At 37.2% G+C, this 16,101-nt stretch carries 15 protein-coding genes and 1 riboswitch; of the genes, 3 read left to right on the top strand and 12 right to left on the bottom strand.

From position 1 onward, the window contains the following. Nucleotides 1-306 precede the first annotated feature (306 nt). Entirely contained in the window at nucleotides 307-2,559 is a 2,253-nt protein-coding gene (locus tag B1NLA3E_RS07855) for an AAA domain-containing protein (RefSeq protein ID WP_041580962.1), read from the bottom strand. 443 nt (nucleotides 2,560-3,002) lie between these two features. Here B1NLA3E_RS07855 and B1NLA3E_RS07845 point away from each other — a divergent pair, with 443 nt between their 5' ends. Next, entirely contained in the window at nucleotides 3,003-4,448 is a 1,446-nt protein-coding gene (locus tag B1NLA3E_RS07845; RefSeq protein ID WP_015593303.1) for a DEAD/DEAH box helicase, read from the top strand. Nucleotides 4,449-4,620: 172 nt separating this feature from the next. Here B1NLA3E_RS07845 and B1NLA3E_RS07840 read toward each other — a convergent pair whose 3' ends face one another. The 4 genes from B1NLA3E_RS07840 to B1NLA3E_RS07825 all read right to left on the bottom strand — a co-directional run bounded on the left by B1NLA3E_RS07840 (nucleotide 4,621) and on the right by B1NLA3E_RS07825 (nucleotide 8,701). After that, a complete protein-coding gene (locus B1NLA3E_RS07840) occupies nucleotides 4,621-5,991 on the bottom strand; it encodes a hypothetical protein (RefSeq protein WP_041580388.1) in 1,371 nt (456 codons plus the stop codon). A gap of 709 nt (nucleotides 5,992-6,700) precedes the next feature. Beyond that, nucleotides 6,701-7,090 (bottom strand): iron chaperone, encoded by a 390-nt coding sequence (locus tag B1NLA3E_RS07835; protein ID WP_015593301.1) that lies wholly within the window; start codon nucleotides 7,088-7,090, stop codon nucleotides 6,701-6,703. A gap of 159 nt (nucleotides 7,091-7,249) precedes the next feature. Next, nucleotides 7,250-8,035: a dioxygenase family protein gene (locus B1NLA3E_RS07830; protein ID WP_041580387.1), complete on the bottom strand. Its 786-nt coding sequence runs from the start codon at nucleotides 8,033-8,035 to the stop codon at nucleotides 7,250-7,252. A gap of 27 nt (nucleotides 8,036-8,062) precedes the next feature. Beyond that, nucleotides 8,063-8,701 (bottom strand): alpha/beta hydrolase, encoded by a 639-nt coding sequence (locus tag B1NLA3E_RS07825; RefSeq protein WP_015593299.1) that lies wholly within the window; start codon nucleotides 8,699-8,701, stop codon nucleotides 8,063-8,065. Nucleotides 8,702-8,924: 223 nt separating this feature from the next. Between B1NLA3E_RS07825 and B1NLA3E_RS07820 the strand changes: the two genes are divergently transcribed. Beyond that, complete coding sequence (locus B1NLA3E_RS07820; RefSeq protein ID WP_015593298.1) at nucleotides 8,925-9,452, top strand: helix-turn-helix domain-containing protein; 528 nt, start codon at nucleotides 8,925-8,927, stop codon at nucleotides 9,450-9,452. Nucleotides 9,453-9,582: 130 nt separating this feature from the next. On the opposite strand, the gene B1NLA3E_RS07815 is transcribed toward B1NLA3E_RS07820, so the two are convergent. Next, entirely contained in the window at nucleotides 9,583-9,963 is a 381-nt protein-coding gene (locus tag B1NLA3E_RS07815; RefSeq protein WP_015593297.1) for a VOC family protein, read from the bottom strand. A gap of 120 nt (nucleotides 9,964-10,083) precedes the next feature. Continuing rightward, nucleotides 10,084-10,461: a VOC family protein gene (locus B1NLA3E_RS07810; RefSeq protein ID WP_015593296.1), complete on the bottom strand. Its 378-nt coding sequence runs from the start codon at nucleotides 10,459-10,461 to the stop codon at nucleotides 10,084-10,086. Nucleotides 10,462-10,804: 343 nt separating this feature from the next. On the opposite strand from B1NLA3E_RS07810, the gene B1NLA3E_RS23235 reads away from it, so the two are divergent. Further along, entirely contained in the window at nucleotides 10,805-11,626 is an 822-nt protein-coding gene (locus B1NLA3E_RS23235; protein ID WP_015593295.1) for a DUF3939 domain-containing protein, read from the top strand. A 90-nt stretch (nucleotides 11,627-11,716) separates the two neighbouring features. Here B1NLA3E_RS23235 and B1NLA3E_RS07800 read toward each other — a convergent pair whose 3' ends face one another. The 5 genes from B1NLA3E_RS07800 to B1NLA3E_RS07780 all read right to left on the bottom strand — a co-directional run bounded on the left by B1NLA3E_RS07800 (nucleotide 11,717) and on the right by B1NLA3E_RS07780 (nucleotide 15,799). After that, entirely contained in the window at nucleotides 11,717-11,977 is a 261-nt protein-coding gene (locus B1NLA3E_RS07800; protein ID WP_051120134.1) for a DUF2621 family protein, read from the bottom strand. A gap of 169 nt (nucleotides 11,978-12,146) precedes the next feature. Next, nucleotides 12,147-12,911 carry a lysophospholipid acyltransferase family protein gene (locus tag B1NLA3E_RS07795; protein ID WP_015593293.1) on the bottom strand — a complete coding sequence of 255 codons (765 nt, stop codon included), beginning with the start codon at nucleotides 12,909-12,911 and terminating at the stop codon, nucleotides 12,147-12,149. A gap of 174 nt (nucleotides 12,912-13,085) precedes the next feature. Beyond that, nucleotides 13,086-13,529 carry a HEAT repeat domain-containing protein gene (locus B1NLA3E_RS07790; RefSeq protein ID WP_015593292.1) on the bottom strand — a complete coding sequence of 148 codons (444 nt, stop codon included), beginning with the start codon at nucleotides 13,527-13,529 and terminating at the stop codon, nucleotides 13,086-13,088. A 56-nt stretch (nucleotides 13,530-13,585) separates the two neighbouring features. Then, complete coding sequence (locus tag B1NLA3E_RS07785) at nucleotides 13,586-14,293, bottom strand: M48 family metallopeptidase (protein WP_015593291.1); 708 nt, start codon at nucleotides 14,291-14,293, stop codon at nucleotides 13,586-13,588. A 141-nt stretch (nucleotides 14,294-14,434) separates the two neighbouring features. Then, nucleotides 14,435-15,799 carry an amino acid permease gene (locus tag B1NLA3E_RS07780; protein WP_041580386.1) on the bottom strand — a complete coding sequence of 455 codons (1,365 nt, stop codon included), beginning with the start codon at nucleotides 15,797-15,799 and terminating at the stop codon, nucleotides 14,435-14,437. 184 nt (nucleotides 15,800-15,983) lie between these two features. Next, a riboswitch (glycine riboswitch) is annotated at nucleotides 15,984-16,063 on the bottom strand. Between the last annotated feature and the right edge of the window lie 38 nt (nucleotides 16,064-16,101).

Below are 16,101 nucleotides of genomic sequence, written 5' to 3'. Positions count from 1 at the left end.
CAAAATAAAACTCCAGTAATTTTTAGATTACCGGAGCCTAGAAGGGGCTTTTTTGAAAGAACACCGTTGATAATGAAGTTGATTGGAGCGGAAGGTGCGAGACTCCTGCGGGAGCAGCGGGACAGGTGAGACCCCGGAGGAGCTTTAGCGACGAGGAGGCTCACCGCCCGCCCCGCGGAAAGCGAGCATCCTGAAGCGGAAATCAACCACAATTTTCTTTTGGTAAATAGCAACAAAGTTTACGAAAACAGCCTTTGGTATCATGAGATCATTGAAGAAAATGGTGAACAATTCCTCCAACAAACATTATTTATTTTGAAAGCTAATAAACTGACCTAAAAAGTGTTCGCAAACTTTTCCGGAATCCAATCTAGCGGCAACGTATGGTGGCTGAACTCCCCTTGCCCCCTCCAGCGGCAGCCCCAGCCAGAAAATCCGGCTGTCGATCATGATAAATGGAAAGGGAACACTATCCTCCACCCATTCATTTAGTTGTAGTCCCACCCATTTCTGCTTCGAAATGATGGTTAATTTCACAAGTTTATCTCTATTAATCAGCTTCGCCTTCCATTCTTCAGATAAAACCGTTTGCTCTGGTAGGGAAATGACAATCGTTGAACGGGCGGTTTCTATATCCCGAAAAACTTGCTCTAATTTGCGGGCATGAATCCACTGTAAGCTTCGGTGCTGGTTTTGAATCCATGATCCAATTTTTTTGGTGGTAATCCGCTGGTTGTGCCCTACTTGATGATCGACAAGCTGGCTTAGCGTTTTACCCCGGTAAACATGTTGCTTAATAAAATCGCAATTGCTGACGTGTAGAAACTTGCCCTTTGTTCGTGTAATCGCCACGTTAATCAACCGCTCACTTTCCTTACCCGTCAACAACATGCCTGGACGATTCTGTGGTCCACTATCCACCGTATCAAAAATCATGACATCCCGTTCGCTTCCTTGGAACCTGTGTACAGTTGCGGCAATAATATCAGCTTCATGTCGCTCCTGTTCATATAAGTCTTCCAACAACAACTCCATCAAATTTGCCTGGGCACGGTAAGGTGTCACATACCCAATCGATTTAGCACCACCAAGGTACGCTTCATGAACCAATTGAAATGATAACAGCAACTGCCATAAATTGAACCGCGAATTCGAAACTCGATCGCTAATACAATGTAAGCCGGTAAAACTCGTATCCAAAAGTACGGCTGCCCGTTCAGGGAACGGACTTTGCCCAACAATCCTATTTCTACTTTTAAGAACACTTTCGTGATCACCAACCAGCGAGTGGTAAATATACTGGTTCGTGAATGCTGAAATGTCAGGATGCATTCTCCGCTGTTCTTTTAATAAGAAGAGATGTGGATGAAGCTTGTAGTCGTTCAGCCAATCAACTACTCCTGCCCTATGGAAGACATCCTCTTTCAGCCATTTTGCAACAAGCGGATCCCTGCTTGAAGCGATGGGCGGTAATTGTTTGAAATCCCCGCAAATAATAACTCTTTTTCCTAGTGTTGCTGCAAAAGCTGCCTGAGGAACATAGGCCATACTGGCTTCATCAAGAATAACCACGTCAAAGTCATTTTCGTATACTACGCTATCACTTGCTGCTTTTGCAAGAGTCGTACCCACGATTAACGCTTCTTTTAAGAACTGAATTTCTCGTTGCCGGATTTTTTCCAGCACTCTAGCTATCTTTGTTTCAAGTTCCAATAAAGCATTTGAATCTCGCTTACTAAAAGAAAGGGACAAATCTTGTTTTAAATGACGTCTTTCTTCGAATAGTTTTTCTTTGTCTTCTGCTAGTTTCGGGTCCTGCTTTTCAATCAGTTGGTTTGTGGTAATTCCGTTGTGAGCAGCAAGAGTTTCACCTGTATTGGTTCCATAGCGAAGCAGCTCTCCCTCACAAAATCGGTCTTTCTTTTTAACAAAAGTTGAAATTTCGCCCAGCAAGACATCAACGGCCTGATTGCTATGCGACAGAATCAACACCCGCTTCTTTTGAAAATATTTATTAGCGGCTACTCGTGCAAGTGTATACGTTTTACCTGTACCAGGTGGTCCCCAAACGAAGGTGACCGGGTTGTATTTTGACCTCAGGACTAGTTCATGGACATTGCTCTTAATTTTTTCAACGGGATGCTTCGCTTCCATTGAAGGATTCATCAATTTATTTACTCTTAATCGCTTCCGTTTATTTTTTTTAATCCCATCAAACCGCTCAATCAACTGTTCCAGCAGCTCCCATGGGTCATGCAATAAAAACGCCTCTGGGATGAGTTCTCCAAAGGTTTGCTCAAGTGCCAGAATGACCCCTTTTCCCTCGGCGGAAAGCACTCGTCCACTACTTTTCAAACCTCCCCATTCCAGTCTTATCGTTGAGCCAACTGGAATCCTTAGTGGCATGGCTGTATCAAAATAATAGCTAAACGGACCGTCGCTAGATAATAGCCTACCATTCATTACGATAAACCTGTTTCCGCCATACTTTTTCAAATGAACGATTTCATTTTGCAGTGCTTGCTGCCATTCGTTTATATACGTTTTCGTAGTTGTCATTTTTTCTTCCTTTTCTTTCAAATTAATCAAAAAGAACCTACTTTTTTTAAGAAAGTAGGCCGTGTATTTGAATCGAGAGTGAAGTAAAGGTCCTTACCTCGTTTCCACCAAGTAAAAAATAAGCGAGTGGTTATTTTTTTCCTATTCATCTTAAAATCAGCATGTCCAAGTAAGAGGATTAATAAAATAGATAAAGTAATATTTAGGTGACTTTGTAATAAAATCACCATGTTTACTAGTCTCCATTTTTCAGTATTTATTTAAAAGACATATTCAATTAATTCTAGCATACTGTTTCGTTACATGTATAATTCAAAAAAAAGTCGTCTTGTCTGGTATTTCGGGTATAATTAACCATATTCTGATTTTGCATATGATATTTCTTGAGAAGAAAAGGAATCCTATATATTGTCGAATAATAAAATAAAAAACGAGGTTAATTTATGAGTAAAAATGGATTTGAAGATTACAATTTAAGTGATGAAATCAATAGAGCATTGACATTGTTAAAGTATGAAACACCCACAGAGGTGCAGTGTGAGGTCTTACCATTAGCAATGCAAAAGCAGGATCTTGTCGTAAAATCACAAACAGGCAGTGGTAAGACTGCATCCTTTGGTATCCCGATTTGCGAGATGATTGAATGGGACGAAAAAAAGCCACAGGCATTAATTCTTACTCCTACTAGAGAGCTTGCCGCGCAAGTTCGCGAAGATATCACCAATATCGGAAGGTTTAAACGGATTAAAGCCATTGCCGTTTATGGAAAAGAACCCTTCTCTAAACAAAAAGAAGAATTAAAACAAAAAACTCATGTCGTAGTTGGAACCCCAGGAAGGGTTATGGACCACATCGAAAGAGAAACCCTACATTTAGACCAAGTAAAGTATCTTATTATAGATGAAGCAGATGAAATGCTAAATATGGGGTTTATCGACGAAGTTGAAGCGATCATCAAAGAGCTTCCTGCAAACAGAGTAACGATGGTCTTCTCTGCTACATTACCTACTGATGTTGAAAATCTCTGCCATGAATATATGGAAAATCCGATTCATATCGAGATTGCCGCTTCAGGGGTTACCACGGATACTATTGAGCATAGCTTAATCGAAGTGAAAGAAGAAGAAAAAATCACCCTTCTTAAAGATGTAACTGTTGTAGAAAACCCGGACAGCTGTCTTATTTTTTGCCGAACAAAAGAGCATGTCGATTCAGTGTATACCGCATTGGAAGCAGCCAATTATTCTTGTGAGAGACTCCATGGCGGATTAGACCAGGAAGATCGGTTTGCTGTTATGGATGGTTTCAAAATGGGGAATTTTCGTTATTTAGTGGCCACTGATGTAGCTGCACGAGGAATTGATATTGATAATGTGACACTTGTTATTAACTATGACGTCCCTATGGAAAAAGAGGGATATGTGCACCGAACAGGACGTACTGGGCGTGCTGGAAATAAAGGTAAAGCAATAACTTTTGCGACCCCTTATGAAGGGAAATTTGTTAGAGGAATTGAAAGATACATTGGCTTTGAGATAGAGAAAGCGGAAGCTCCTGGATCAGAGGAAGTCGCTGCAGGTAAAAGAGCATTCGAAGAAAAACTAAGCGGCCGCCGTGTAGTAAGAAATAATAAAACAGCTCGAATAAACAAAGATATCATGAAACTCCATTTCAACGGTGGAAAAAACAAAAAGATTCGAGCGGTAGATTTTGTGGGAACGATTGCTAAAATTCCAGGAGTCACAGCAGATGATATCGGCATCATCACCATCCAAGATAATTTGTCTTATGTCGATATTCTTAATGGTAAGGGCTCACAAGTACTTCAAGCTTTAGAGAATACCACCATCAAAGGAAAGAAGCTGAAAGTCAGCAAGGCACTAAAATAACCTGAAGATTATCGTAAGAAATGAAAACAACAAGAAAAACCTTCCCCAGAATTTTATTTTTGGAGAAGGTTTTTTCATTATTGCATTTGGATTGACCGCTTGGACCTCTGTTCCCTCTTCGGTCTGTATAAAATTACTTCAAGGTTAATGAACTGGTTTATTTTTAAAAAAATCAAGTTAACATGAAGTTTAGTAAAATTAATACAACGGATGAAATCACGATAAAAATAACCGAAAACGGATAGTTTTTTCTGGCGACCATGTAAGACGATGTGCCTTGCAAAAGGCCGCTCATCGTAATCGTTGCTCCGCTAAAAGCACTTGCGAGCATCCCTGAAGCAAACCCCACCAACAAAGCACTTGCAAATATAATCGGATTGATCCCAAGTGCTCCCGGATGAATGATTTGACTCGTAAAAATCATCGCCACAAATTGGTGGACTCCAAGGATAGATAAAATAAGGACGAGTAAAATTGCAACTGGAATATAAAGAAACACGAATGAGCTTGTTCCAATCCCCGGTAACATATGTGTTAATGATTTATTCAATCCTGTTAGCTCAAATGTATGGACTAATAAACCCGCACTAATAATGACCGAAAACTGTCCAAAAAAATTAGGAGTTTTTTTGAAAACTTGTAATCGGCATGTATCCCACCATTCAGGCACTTTTTTAATCACTAAACTCCATAAAAACGTAAAAGGGAGAACGCTCATTACAATCGTTTCCATCATCCCTATCGAGAAAAACCGCTCTGACAAAAGTAAAAAAATGAAGTACAGGAAAAACGGGATAAATATAGCTCCTAATAACACGTAATCATGTTTTTGCATAATCACTTTTTCAATTTGAATATTTTGTGATATTTGTAATCGGCTTCGCTTAGATAACTGATATGACAAAAACAGACCAACAACTATAATAATTAGATTGATAGACAGCAGGGAGATCCATTTCGTCCCTGTAATATCGATCGCCAGGGCGACGGCTGCTCCAATGGGCGAACACATCATGGCTAATCCGAAAGCTCGAAGTGATAATTCCGATTTCACATGTCTCTCCTCTGCCGTACCGTCTTGAAAAAAAATCGTTTTAGAGATTGGTATTGCAGCCATATTAATAAAATTCGCTAAAATGAAAGTAGTTAGATGACAAACTTGGAAGGAAGAAACCCTTTGATTCAAGCTCCTTATCATTCTTTTAATCGTGCTCATATAATTCTCAATCGGTGTTGAAATGAGTGGAATCATTCCGATAAACAAAACAAGTTTAACCATTGTAGAAAATCCGCTTATCATGTCTAACCAAGAAACATCTCGAACAATAGCAAGCGTGATCGAGCCACCCAGAAAAACAAACGCCATGATAAAATAAAACCTTGCCACCCCAATAATAGCTGTCATAAACAACAGTATGGAGATAACATTTAACAGCATTTCAAGAGTTTGACTAGAAAAAAACATATTAAATAAATATACAATAAAGGCCACAGTAAAAATTGACCCCCGAATAACAAACAAGTAATTCAATTTTGGATTCAAGTCGATAACCTTCTTTATTAAAATAGAAAAATATCACAATAACTTCGACAAAAGTCCAGCTATTTCCTGTAATTTAATATAAATTGCTTCTACTGGAATAGCCGCCACGAGTCATAAGAAAAGAGCCGCCTGTTCTAAAAATTAGAACGGGCGGCTCTCTTTCCAATTTCCTATTTTAAAATCGGTATGACCCTGTCTTCTCTTTTAACAGACAGTACCCACCAAGTGAAAAGCCATCTACCACATGTACCTTAATACCAGTCCATTTCAATCTTTTCACACAAAGATTCTGTGATGCTTTTATGTCCATGACCTGTATTATCAGAAGAAATTATTAATACTTTTTTATCCATATAATAAAGCCTCACTTAAACTTAATATCCCTCGCTGTTGCAAAGATTTATAAATACCGGCTGGAAAGCTGTAAGGGCTATAACTCGTTAAAAATAATGGTAGAATGCCAAATTTATTTTCCCTACATTAAATAGACTTACTTTAATAACATTGTTCCATTAATATTCATTTAGAGAACTACCAGTGGTTACAACTACTTGCTGGCCGTCCCATACCATTTAGTTCAATGATTGTTCCAAAATCGTAGAAAGGGTGTAAGCCCACAAAAGACATTTGCCCAAGTGTGGTAGCTAACACCCTAACTACTTTATTTTTTTGGGATTAAATTTTATATTCAACCAGAATTTCCTTGAAATTATTTCTTCTTATTCAATTTGGCTTCAGCTTTCTTTATATTCTCAGCAGCTCTAAATTTGACTATCTCGCTTATCAATTCATATGGTAGGGGCTTATTTATTGGAAATTGTACTGCCCCTTTTGATCCTTTATATTCTGATAATTCATGTTTAAAGGCCTCAATTCCACTAGCAGCGGGATAAAATCCAATATGATTTTTATGGGCAGCAAAATGCACGAGGTTTCCGTGTAAAGCAAAAGTTGGCATTTGATAACTTATTTTTTCAACTGCATCTGGGACCAATTCTTTGATAACTTTCCTTAACGTTTTAAGTGTTTCCTGAACCTCAGGGGGAAATTGAACTATGTATTCATCAATCGTATTAAATGTAATTTTGTTTCCTTCCATAATATATATAGCTCCCTTCAAACATATAGTTTTGTACAAATAGAACTCGTGCTCTGATTTTTTTCTAAAGGTTACATACGTAATTTTAATTTTATCATGTGGGAATTCACAAACAAACCTCCTACCATCATGGTAGGAGGCCTCATTTTTTATTCTCTTCTAAATTTCACCAAACTGCCAAACACTTTGGCTTAGGTTTCCATATCGAAAACTCCGATGAAGTAAATTGGCTTTTTGATGGTCATCTGCAGCACCCATCGCGTAAAAGATTGGAACAAAATGCTCTTTCCCATAAGGCGGAACAGCAAATTCGGCTGATGGTGCCTGTGAATCGTACTTAAACAGAGCTGGTAAATCCCAGTTATTCAAATGAACCGCTAACCAGTTATCAAATTCAAGTGCCCATTGATCCACTTGTCCGTCGTTTGCCCAACTGATTGCTCTTAGGTTGTGCACTGTCCCTCCACTACCTATGATTAATACATCATTAGCTCTTAAAACAGATAATGTTTTACCTATTTTATATTGCTCCGCTGGAGTAAGGTTAGGATTAACTGACATGGCGATAACTGGAATATCAGCATCCGGATACAGCAAACGAAGGACAATCCATGCTCCATGATCCAATCCACGCTGTGATTCGATTTCAAATGGCACACCACTCTGATTGAATAGATCCTCTATTTCTTGTGTGATTTGTTGATTACCATGGACAGGATACTGAATTTGGTACAAAGCCGGATCAAATCCACCAAAGTCATGGATTGTTTGATATTGATCGATTTTGCTTACCTTTTGACTATTAGATTCCCAATGTGCCGAAAACAATACAACAGCCTTTGGCCGAGGCAGTGTCTGCCCCAATTGAGTTAAAAATTTTGTGTACTCATTATTTTCTATGGCAATTAATGGCGCTCCATGAGCAATAAATAAAGATGGCATCATTTGTGTTTCCCCCTTTTTTGATTTCAATTATAAATCTTTCCTTAACCATTCTTTAAAATCTTGATTATTTTTTTCGGATACCGTGTGACCTTCTGGATAAGTTTTAAAAGTAATTGGTACCCCTATCTTTGAAAAATAATTAACATTTTCCTTACCCCATTCAAATGGTAGAACCTGATCATATTGCCCATGTGAAATAAATAATGATAATTCTTTGCCAGGATTGATTTCGTATTCTTCCTTAACAAAATGAGGAATATATCCGCTAAGTGCCACTACACCTTTAATCTTGTTTCCAAGTTTTAGCCCCAATGTCATCGCAATAATCGCCCCCTGGCTAAAACCAAGTAAGTAAAATCTGCTTAAATCCAGAGGATACTGATTAGCTGCATAATCAATAAAGTTTGTTAATTTCATAATTCCCTGATCGAATACTTCCCGATCTGGCTTACCATATTCTTGAATGGTAAAGTATGAAAATCCTGGCCCGTGGGTTAGTGGACCTCTAATGCTGAAAATATAGAAGTGATCATCTAAGTCACCAACCAGTGTTAGCATGTTTTGTTCGTTACTTCCTATCCCATGCATGACGAATAAGGCCGGATACTTTTTGCCATGAATTATATTCTTTGGTGGACGAAGTTCATAAATCATGGGTGCTTCCATTTAACTCTCTTCCTTTCATTTTTTTACACAAGGATTTATTTTAATAAAAATAGATATCTAAAATTAGACCAGAGTGTAAAACATATCTAATAATTCTTATATTTATTTCCTTATATGAATAATAGTTTCTTAAATAATAACAAATAATAGTGTAGCCAGTCAATTATTATTTTGGTAATATGTAATTAAGTTTACTATTGAGAAACTTTTGAGGTGGCAAAATATGAATATCGGTACTAAAATTCGAACAATTAGAAATAGAAAAAAAATAACAATCGCTCAACTGTGTGAGGAAACGGGCCTATCGAAGGGATTTATAAGCAACGTCGAAAACAACAACACGTCTCCATCCATCAGTACACTGCAAACGATCGCCAATTTCCTAAAAGTTCCTTTGCCTTATTTACTTTTAGAAAAAGATCAACATATGAGCGTTGTTAGAAAAAATGAAAGAGAGTATACAATCGCAAAAGGCACAGATTTAAAGGTAGAAAATTTGGCAATGAGAGGGAGTTTAAGTATGAGATTGGTTGAAATTCCCCCAGGTGCTTCAACAGGAGAGAAAAAAGCGCATGAAGGCGAGGAATGCCATCTTGTTTTAAAGGGGAAAATCCTTGCTGAACAAGGGGAAGACTCGTTTATTCTCGAAGAAGGTGATACTTTCAGCTGGTGTGCAAGTGTCTCACATTACGTTAAAAATATCGGTGATGACACTGCTGTTGTCCTCATTTCGGTCAATACCGAAATTTAGGCAAGGACAAAGATAGCAATAAAGAAGGATTACATTTCGGAACAAACCGAAGTGTAAACCCTTCATCTTCTCTTCTTAGGATGGACCATCTATAAGAAGTGTTAGTTATGATTTTGGTATCGGGAAATATTCACAGCTTTTCCATGACCGCAAAATAATTATCTTCATTATCAGCAAAGTTAAAGACCTTACCATTAGGCATATTTACCATTTCTCCGACTTTAATATTTTTATCCAAAAAGTCTTGATATAATTTATCGACATCCTCCGAATAAAACATTAGCGAAGGCGTATTAAGATTTAACTCAGGATGCATTTTAGCAATTAATTCTTTATTGTGGAGTACGAAACTAGTTTCTGCTTCCTTAGTTGGAGCAATTTCAAACCATTTTAGACCTTCGCCGTTATCTTCTTCAGAAACCAAGATAAACCCTACTTTCTCTGTCCAAAATTTCAATATCTCTTCTTGGTTATTTACATACAACATAATTTGGCCTAATTTTTTTATCATTTTCATCTCTCCTTTTCTACTTGTCCCATTAATATTGCAAGTGTTTACTTTGGAGCATTATTTTAAACAATGGCTAGAGCAATACTTTATTCATTTTCATCATCATAGAGCACAGGTACATTAGTTAATTGGCTTGCCAATTTCCCAGTGGTAGCCAAAGGGATCGATGAGATGTCCAATTCTCCAGCCATGGTCGTCACTTACATCCGATACTTTATCTGCTCCTGCTAAAAGGGCTTGTTGGAATACCCAATCTGGATTCTCAACTGTGAGAATCATCCGAAAAAATCCCCGACTTGCTGACTCAAAGTTACAGTTTAGGTCCTCTTGAATCCAAAAATCCGCCTCATTTATGGATAGATGAGCGACAACTGGCTTTCCAGTATCGTCTTCAAGTCGATAAACTTCAGTCGCCCCGAACGCTGCCAAATAAAATTCTAATGACTCCTTTACATTTCTCACCGAAAGCCATGGAGCAATACTAGCTTTACTCACCATAAGATCCCCTCCCTGAACTATATAAAGAAACAGCCACCAATATGACAGCTTTTACTCTGCGATCATTAGGCCGCCACCATTTACCTTGCTTATGCTGATTATACTCTACCAGAATCTTAAGATCTCTTTTTCACTTTGATCTGGTGTTCATCATTGAAGCTGAAGGTTTGTCCACTTGCTTAATTTATTGATTTTTCGGAAGAATTAACCAAAAGAATGTTTAGAATACATTGAAACTTCAGAGATTGGGAGTAAAATAGAAATGGATGGTATATCATCCCTTTTTTCCTATTTTCCTACATAACGTGATAATAAATTTGATAGAGAAATGGAGGAATTACAGATGTTATCGAAAGAAGCCGAAATTCAACAAACCTATGAATATTTTTTAACCAACCATCTGCCAGAAGGCTTTACCTTTTATGGGTATGAAGGAGACTTTCCCACAGTGAAAGTGACAGTCAAGGAGGCCCTTGAAACCGCCAAAGTTGTTGAAGCAGAACTGCGTCTGAATAGTTATTCAAATGACATGGTTGAGGTAGAACCCTACGAAGAGGATGAATTCCCAGTAATCCGTTTCATCTTTGATTTACTTTTCTTTACCGAAGAACAAACCAAAGCCTGTTTGCTTTTAATAGCACGAACAATTTACACTTTTGAGAACGCTTCCACTAATAAAGAGAAATCATTCTTTTTTCCTTTTTTTAAATCTAAAAAGAAAGAAACAAAAGCAGTCGATGATAAATTCAAAGATGAAATCACCAAAGAAGATGTTATCAAAGCGGTTCGAAAATTTTCTGACAACCTTCCACAGGGAACCTATCGAACTATACTAGTGAACGATGATTACAGTATAGATTTTAGTCAGTTGCGTCGATACTTACCAAGAACCCCTACGCAAAAGTTTTATTTGTCCAAAGAGACCTATGATATTTTTGAAGAACACGAAAAACACATCCCCCCTCTTATGGATAAAGTTCAAAAAGCGGTTGACCAATATGTTAAAGAACATAATGAATACCCTACTTTGCCGTATGACCACTTACGTCGTGTAAATACTTTTTTATTAGTCCAGGAGCATTTATTAGAGGAAGTGCCAAATATAGAGTTTTACATTACCAATTATGACGGGTTAATTACCCACGTTAAGACCAAAGAAAAATGATCAAAAGCCCCGAAGTCTATTTACTCCATCAACCCGAAAAGAATGAACAAAGGTCAACGCTATTCCATAAGTTGACCTTTGCTTTAATTATTATTTTACTTGTCCTAGCAAATCATCAAAAGGCGCTAAATCAATTCCTTTTGCTTTTAGCAGCTTAATAGCCCGTTCTTGCATTTCACCGGGTGATGCAATGATGTACCCTTTTACCACATCATCCTTGCATACATTTTCTCCCTCGACTCCATCCAAAATAATAGACTCTATTTTCTTTTTAACCATTGGACGTACAAAAACTGGGATTGGTTTTACTAGTTCCTCCAATAAATCCTTTGCATCTTGATTCCATTCCATATTATTCATTTCCTTCCTTATTTTGAAATATCATATGACTATTATACCTATTTATACCTTTATGCACCATAATAATGTCGTTTTGTTAAAACGAGAAAAAAACCTCCTACATTTTAATAGTAGCAGGCAACAGCCAGAATTCTTTTACACAATTCACTTCCGAGATATATTACAAATGTTTTTTTATTTGTGCTAAAACTTCTGCAGCTAGCTCGTTTGTCCCTTTAAATTTTTTTGAATCAATGGGTTCAGAATAATGCAAAGAGACTTTCGCAGGTGTATTTTTTCCATTTTTTTCGATCAATTTGTAAGAATCCTTGATAGAAACAGGAATAACTTTAACTCCTGATTTAATCGCTATCCTTAAACTACCCGATTTAAAATCTCCTACTTGAGGACCTTTGCTTCTTGTTCCTTCAGGGAAAATCGCCATGGCATGACCTAATTTTAAATTTTCTATGGCTTGGTTAATTGCCTTTAAAGAGCTACGAGCGTTATCCCTGTCGATAAACACGCAGCCTCGCTCTTTCATCCAATAACCCAATAAAGGGATTTTTTCCATTTCCTTTTTTGTGACAAACGCCATAGTTTGAGGAGCAGTTGAATATAAAAGGGGAATATCCATATTACTTTGATGGTTCCCAACATATAAGACGGGTTCATCTAAAGGAACATTATCTGTTCCTGTTACTGTTACATCGGCACCTGAAATTTTAACCAATTTTTTTGTGCATTGTAAAATCAGCTTATTAATTAATTCTAATTTTTCTTTGTACTTACCCACTTTATTTAATTTGTTGATAGTAAAGGTTTTGTTTGCTTTACTTAAAATATAACCCCATAAATATCCTTGAAATAATAGAGTTCGCATACTTTCCCTCGCTTCACTTTCAAATAAAATCATGCTACAAAAACTTTTAATAGAAAGATTCATTTCCACCCCTATTATATGATAATGATTTTCATTGTTAATTGATTGGGATCAAGTTTAGTTAGTTTATTCGTTTCTACTATTCCCTATCATTATCCGTCCTAGCATGCTAAAAACCCGATTCCAGTTATGAAATCGGGTTTTAAGCTTTATGTGATAATGAAGCATTATGTAATCCTACCTTTTAGAAAGTGTTTCCCACTTGGTTTTAAGCCACTTATCAAAATCGGCTCCCATATCGCCTTCGTATGTATCATACACATCTAGTCTCATCTTCTGTAATTTCTCTTTAAACTCTTTATAGCTATGACCTTCTGGCAAACTTTTTTTGATTCTTATGATAACTTTAGAAACATCTTTAACCAAATCACCTTTTTTCCGTGGCGGTAACTCTACATCTTCACCTAATCTTTTCAAGTTTTGGTAAGCAGCTTCTTGAATCTTGTACACAGCATCATTTTTCATTAATCGCATCAAGATCTCGATTACGTATTTATTCTTCCATTGTCCTAACTCTTCCACTGCATGGAGTCGTTCTCGCCAATCAGCCGTTCGATTTGCCTGTTTTTTTAATTCTTCATAATTCTCAGGTAATGTTCTTTTTTCTTCTGTATTTTTCAATCGCTCCAAACTCCTTCTATTATATAATCCTTCGCCTTTATCATAACCTAAATCCATTAAACAATCATTTTCCAACTTGATAAAGTTAACCAGTTTTGTCGCTCTTCATAATCGGGAATTATTTTACCAACAAGGCGCCAAAAGGATCGATCGTGATTCATATGGAGCATATGACACATTTCATGAACGACTACGTAGTCAATCACCTCCATTGGTGCCATTGCCAACTTCCAATTGAACGTTAATTGTCGCATCGAATCGCAGGTACCCCAAGTACTATTATTATCAGAAATACGGATCGAGCGCGGTTTTAATTTAAAATTGCTTTGATAGAATTGAATCCGTTTCTCTACTAGCGCTTTACACTTTTGAAAATAAAAACGTTTTAAAGCCTGTTTTATTTTCTCATCTTCATGATCCTTCACATACACGTGCAGCTTATCACCCTCCAACACAACTTTGTCTTTCTTGATGTTTATATCCTGGGAAATTAGGATGGAAACAGTGTTCCCTAAATAAAGAAAGGATTCACCCTCATTATAGAACTTCTCCGTGCTCCCAGTAGCTCTATCCTTCATTTCCTTTATTTTCTGCTGAATGATTTCCCATTTTCCCTCTAATAGTTTAATCACTTGTTCTTCTGCTGTTCCTTTAGGAACCTGAACTTCAACATTTCCATAAAAATCTATATAAATCCCCATGCTTGTCCGCTTTTTATAAACTATATCAAAACTGATTGTCTCACCCAAATAGGTATGGATCATTTTATCACCTGAAGTTCCCGTTATTTTTGCTTCCTATTAAAGTGCAATTTTATCATTGGAGAATTCATAAAAAAACCCCCTACTTTAATTTAATAGTAGGAGGTTTTAAAAACATTACTCAGCGGTTAAATATGAGACCGTTTAAGCAGTTAACCTTATCGCTTTTTCCTTTTTCTTTCTGAAAGAATACAAGGTAAATAATAGTACGAACCATAGCGGTGTCATTAATAAGGCGGTACGGGTTGCTTCGGCAAATAACATAACAATTAGCAGAAAAGCAAAAAATGTGAGCACAGCATAATTAATAAATGGTGTGAGCGGTGCTTTAAAAATCGATTTTTCCCGTAAATCTGGGCGAGATTTCGTATAACGGATATGAGAAATTAAAATAATACTCCATACCCATATAAAGCAAATCGCACTAATAGTCGTCACAATCCCAAAAGCTTGTTCCGGAACTAGCTTACTCAAGAGAGCTCCACCGGAAAGAACAAGCGTTGATGTAAACAAAGCGCTACTAGGAACATGGTTTTTATTTAATTTAGCAAATTTTGCTGGCCCCTGTTCATTACGGCTTAAATTATATAAAATTCGGCTTGTTGAAAACAAACCACTATTACAGGCAGAAGCTGCTGATGTTAAGACCACAAAATTAATGATTCCGGCAGCAATTGGAATTCCCACTAAACTAAATGTCTTTACAAAAGGACTATTAGCCGCATTCAATTGCGTCCACGGATTTATGCATAAAAGAATCACGAGTGCGCCCACATAGAAAAACAGGATCCTCAACGGAATTTTATTAATTGCAGATGGAATATTTTTTTTGGGATTTGCCGTTTCGGCCGCTGATATCCCGACTAATTCAACACCGACAAAAGCAAAAACAACCATTTGAAACGATAGTAAGAAGCCGGATACTCCATTTGGAAAAAGACCGCCAAATTCCCATAGATTCTTTACAGAAACCGTTCCAGCATCTGTTTTGAAACCCATCACTAGCAATACAACCCCAATTGCAATCAGTGCAAGAATCGTTACCACTTTAATGATGGCAAACCAAAACTCTAACTCACCAAAAAGTTTTACTGTCAGCAAATTCAGCCCCAATAAAATAACTAAAACCGCTAAAGCCGGTACCCATTGAGGGATATCAAACCAATATTGTACATAAACACCAACGGCGATAATATCAGCCATAGCAGTCATAATCCAACAAAACCAATATGTCCAACCAGTTACATAACCTGCCCATGGTCCAATATAATCCACAGCAAAATCCGTAAATGAATGATAACCAGCATTTGATAAAAGTAGTTCTCCCAAAGCCCTCATGACAAAAAAGCAGGCGATTCCAACGATTAAATAGGCTAGGATGATAGATGGACCAGCTAATTGGATTGCTTTCCCTGATCCTAAAAATAATCCTGTTCCAATCGTTCCGCCAATGGCGATTAATTGGACGTGCCGATTTTTCAGATCTCTCTTTAACTCTTTCTGTGCCACCCTAATTCCCCCATATCTAATTTGATAGTAAAAAATATAACGATTATTCTTTTTCTTGCAGATGAAAAAATGAACCAAGTAAAAAACACAATAAAAAAAGAGATTGGAAATCTCCAATCTCAACAAGGTTAAGAATAACAAATAATATCGGTTACTATTCTACGAGAGAATAACAAATAGTATTCGGTACTCTTCTGTCCTTTTGCCTGAGATTGTGAACCCTTCGGCGTCGCAAATAATTGCGATCTCTCCAGAAGCTGCTCCTGCTATAGTTTGATCCATAGCAATCATAGCTTTCTTAT

The organism is Bacillus sp. 1NLA3E (genome assembly GCF_000242895.2).
In the GTDB taxonomy this organism is placed as follows: Bacteria; Bacillota; Bacilli; order Bacillales; family Cytobacillaceae; genus Bacillus_BU.
This window is presented reverse-complemented; position numbering and strand designations above follow the sequence as displayed.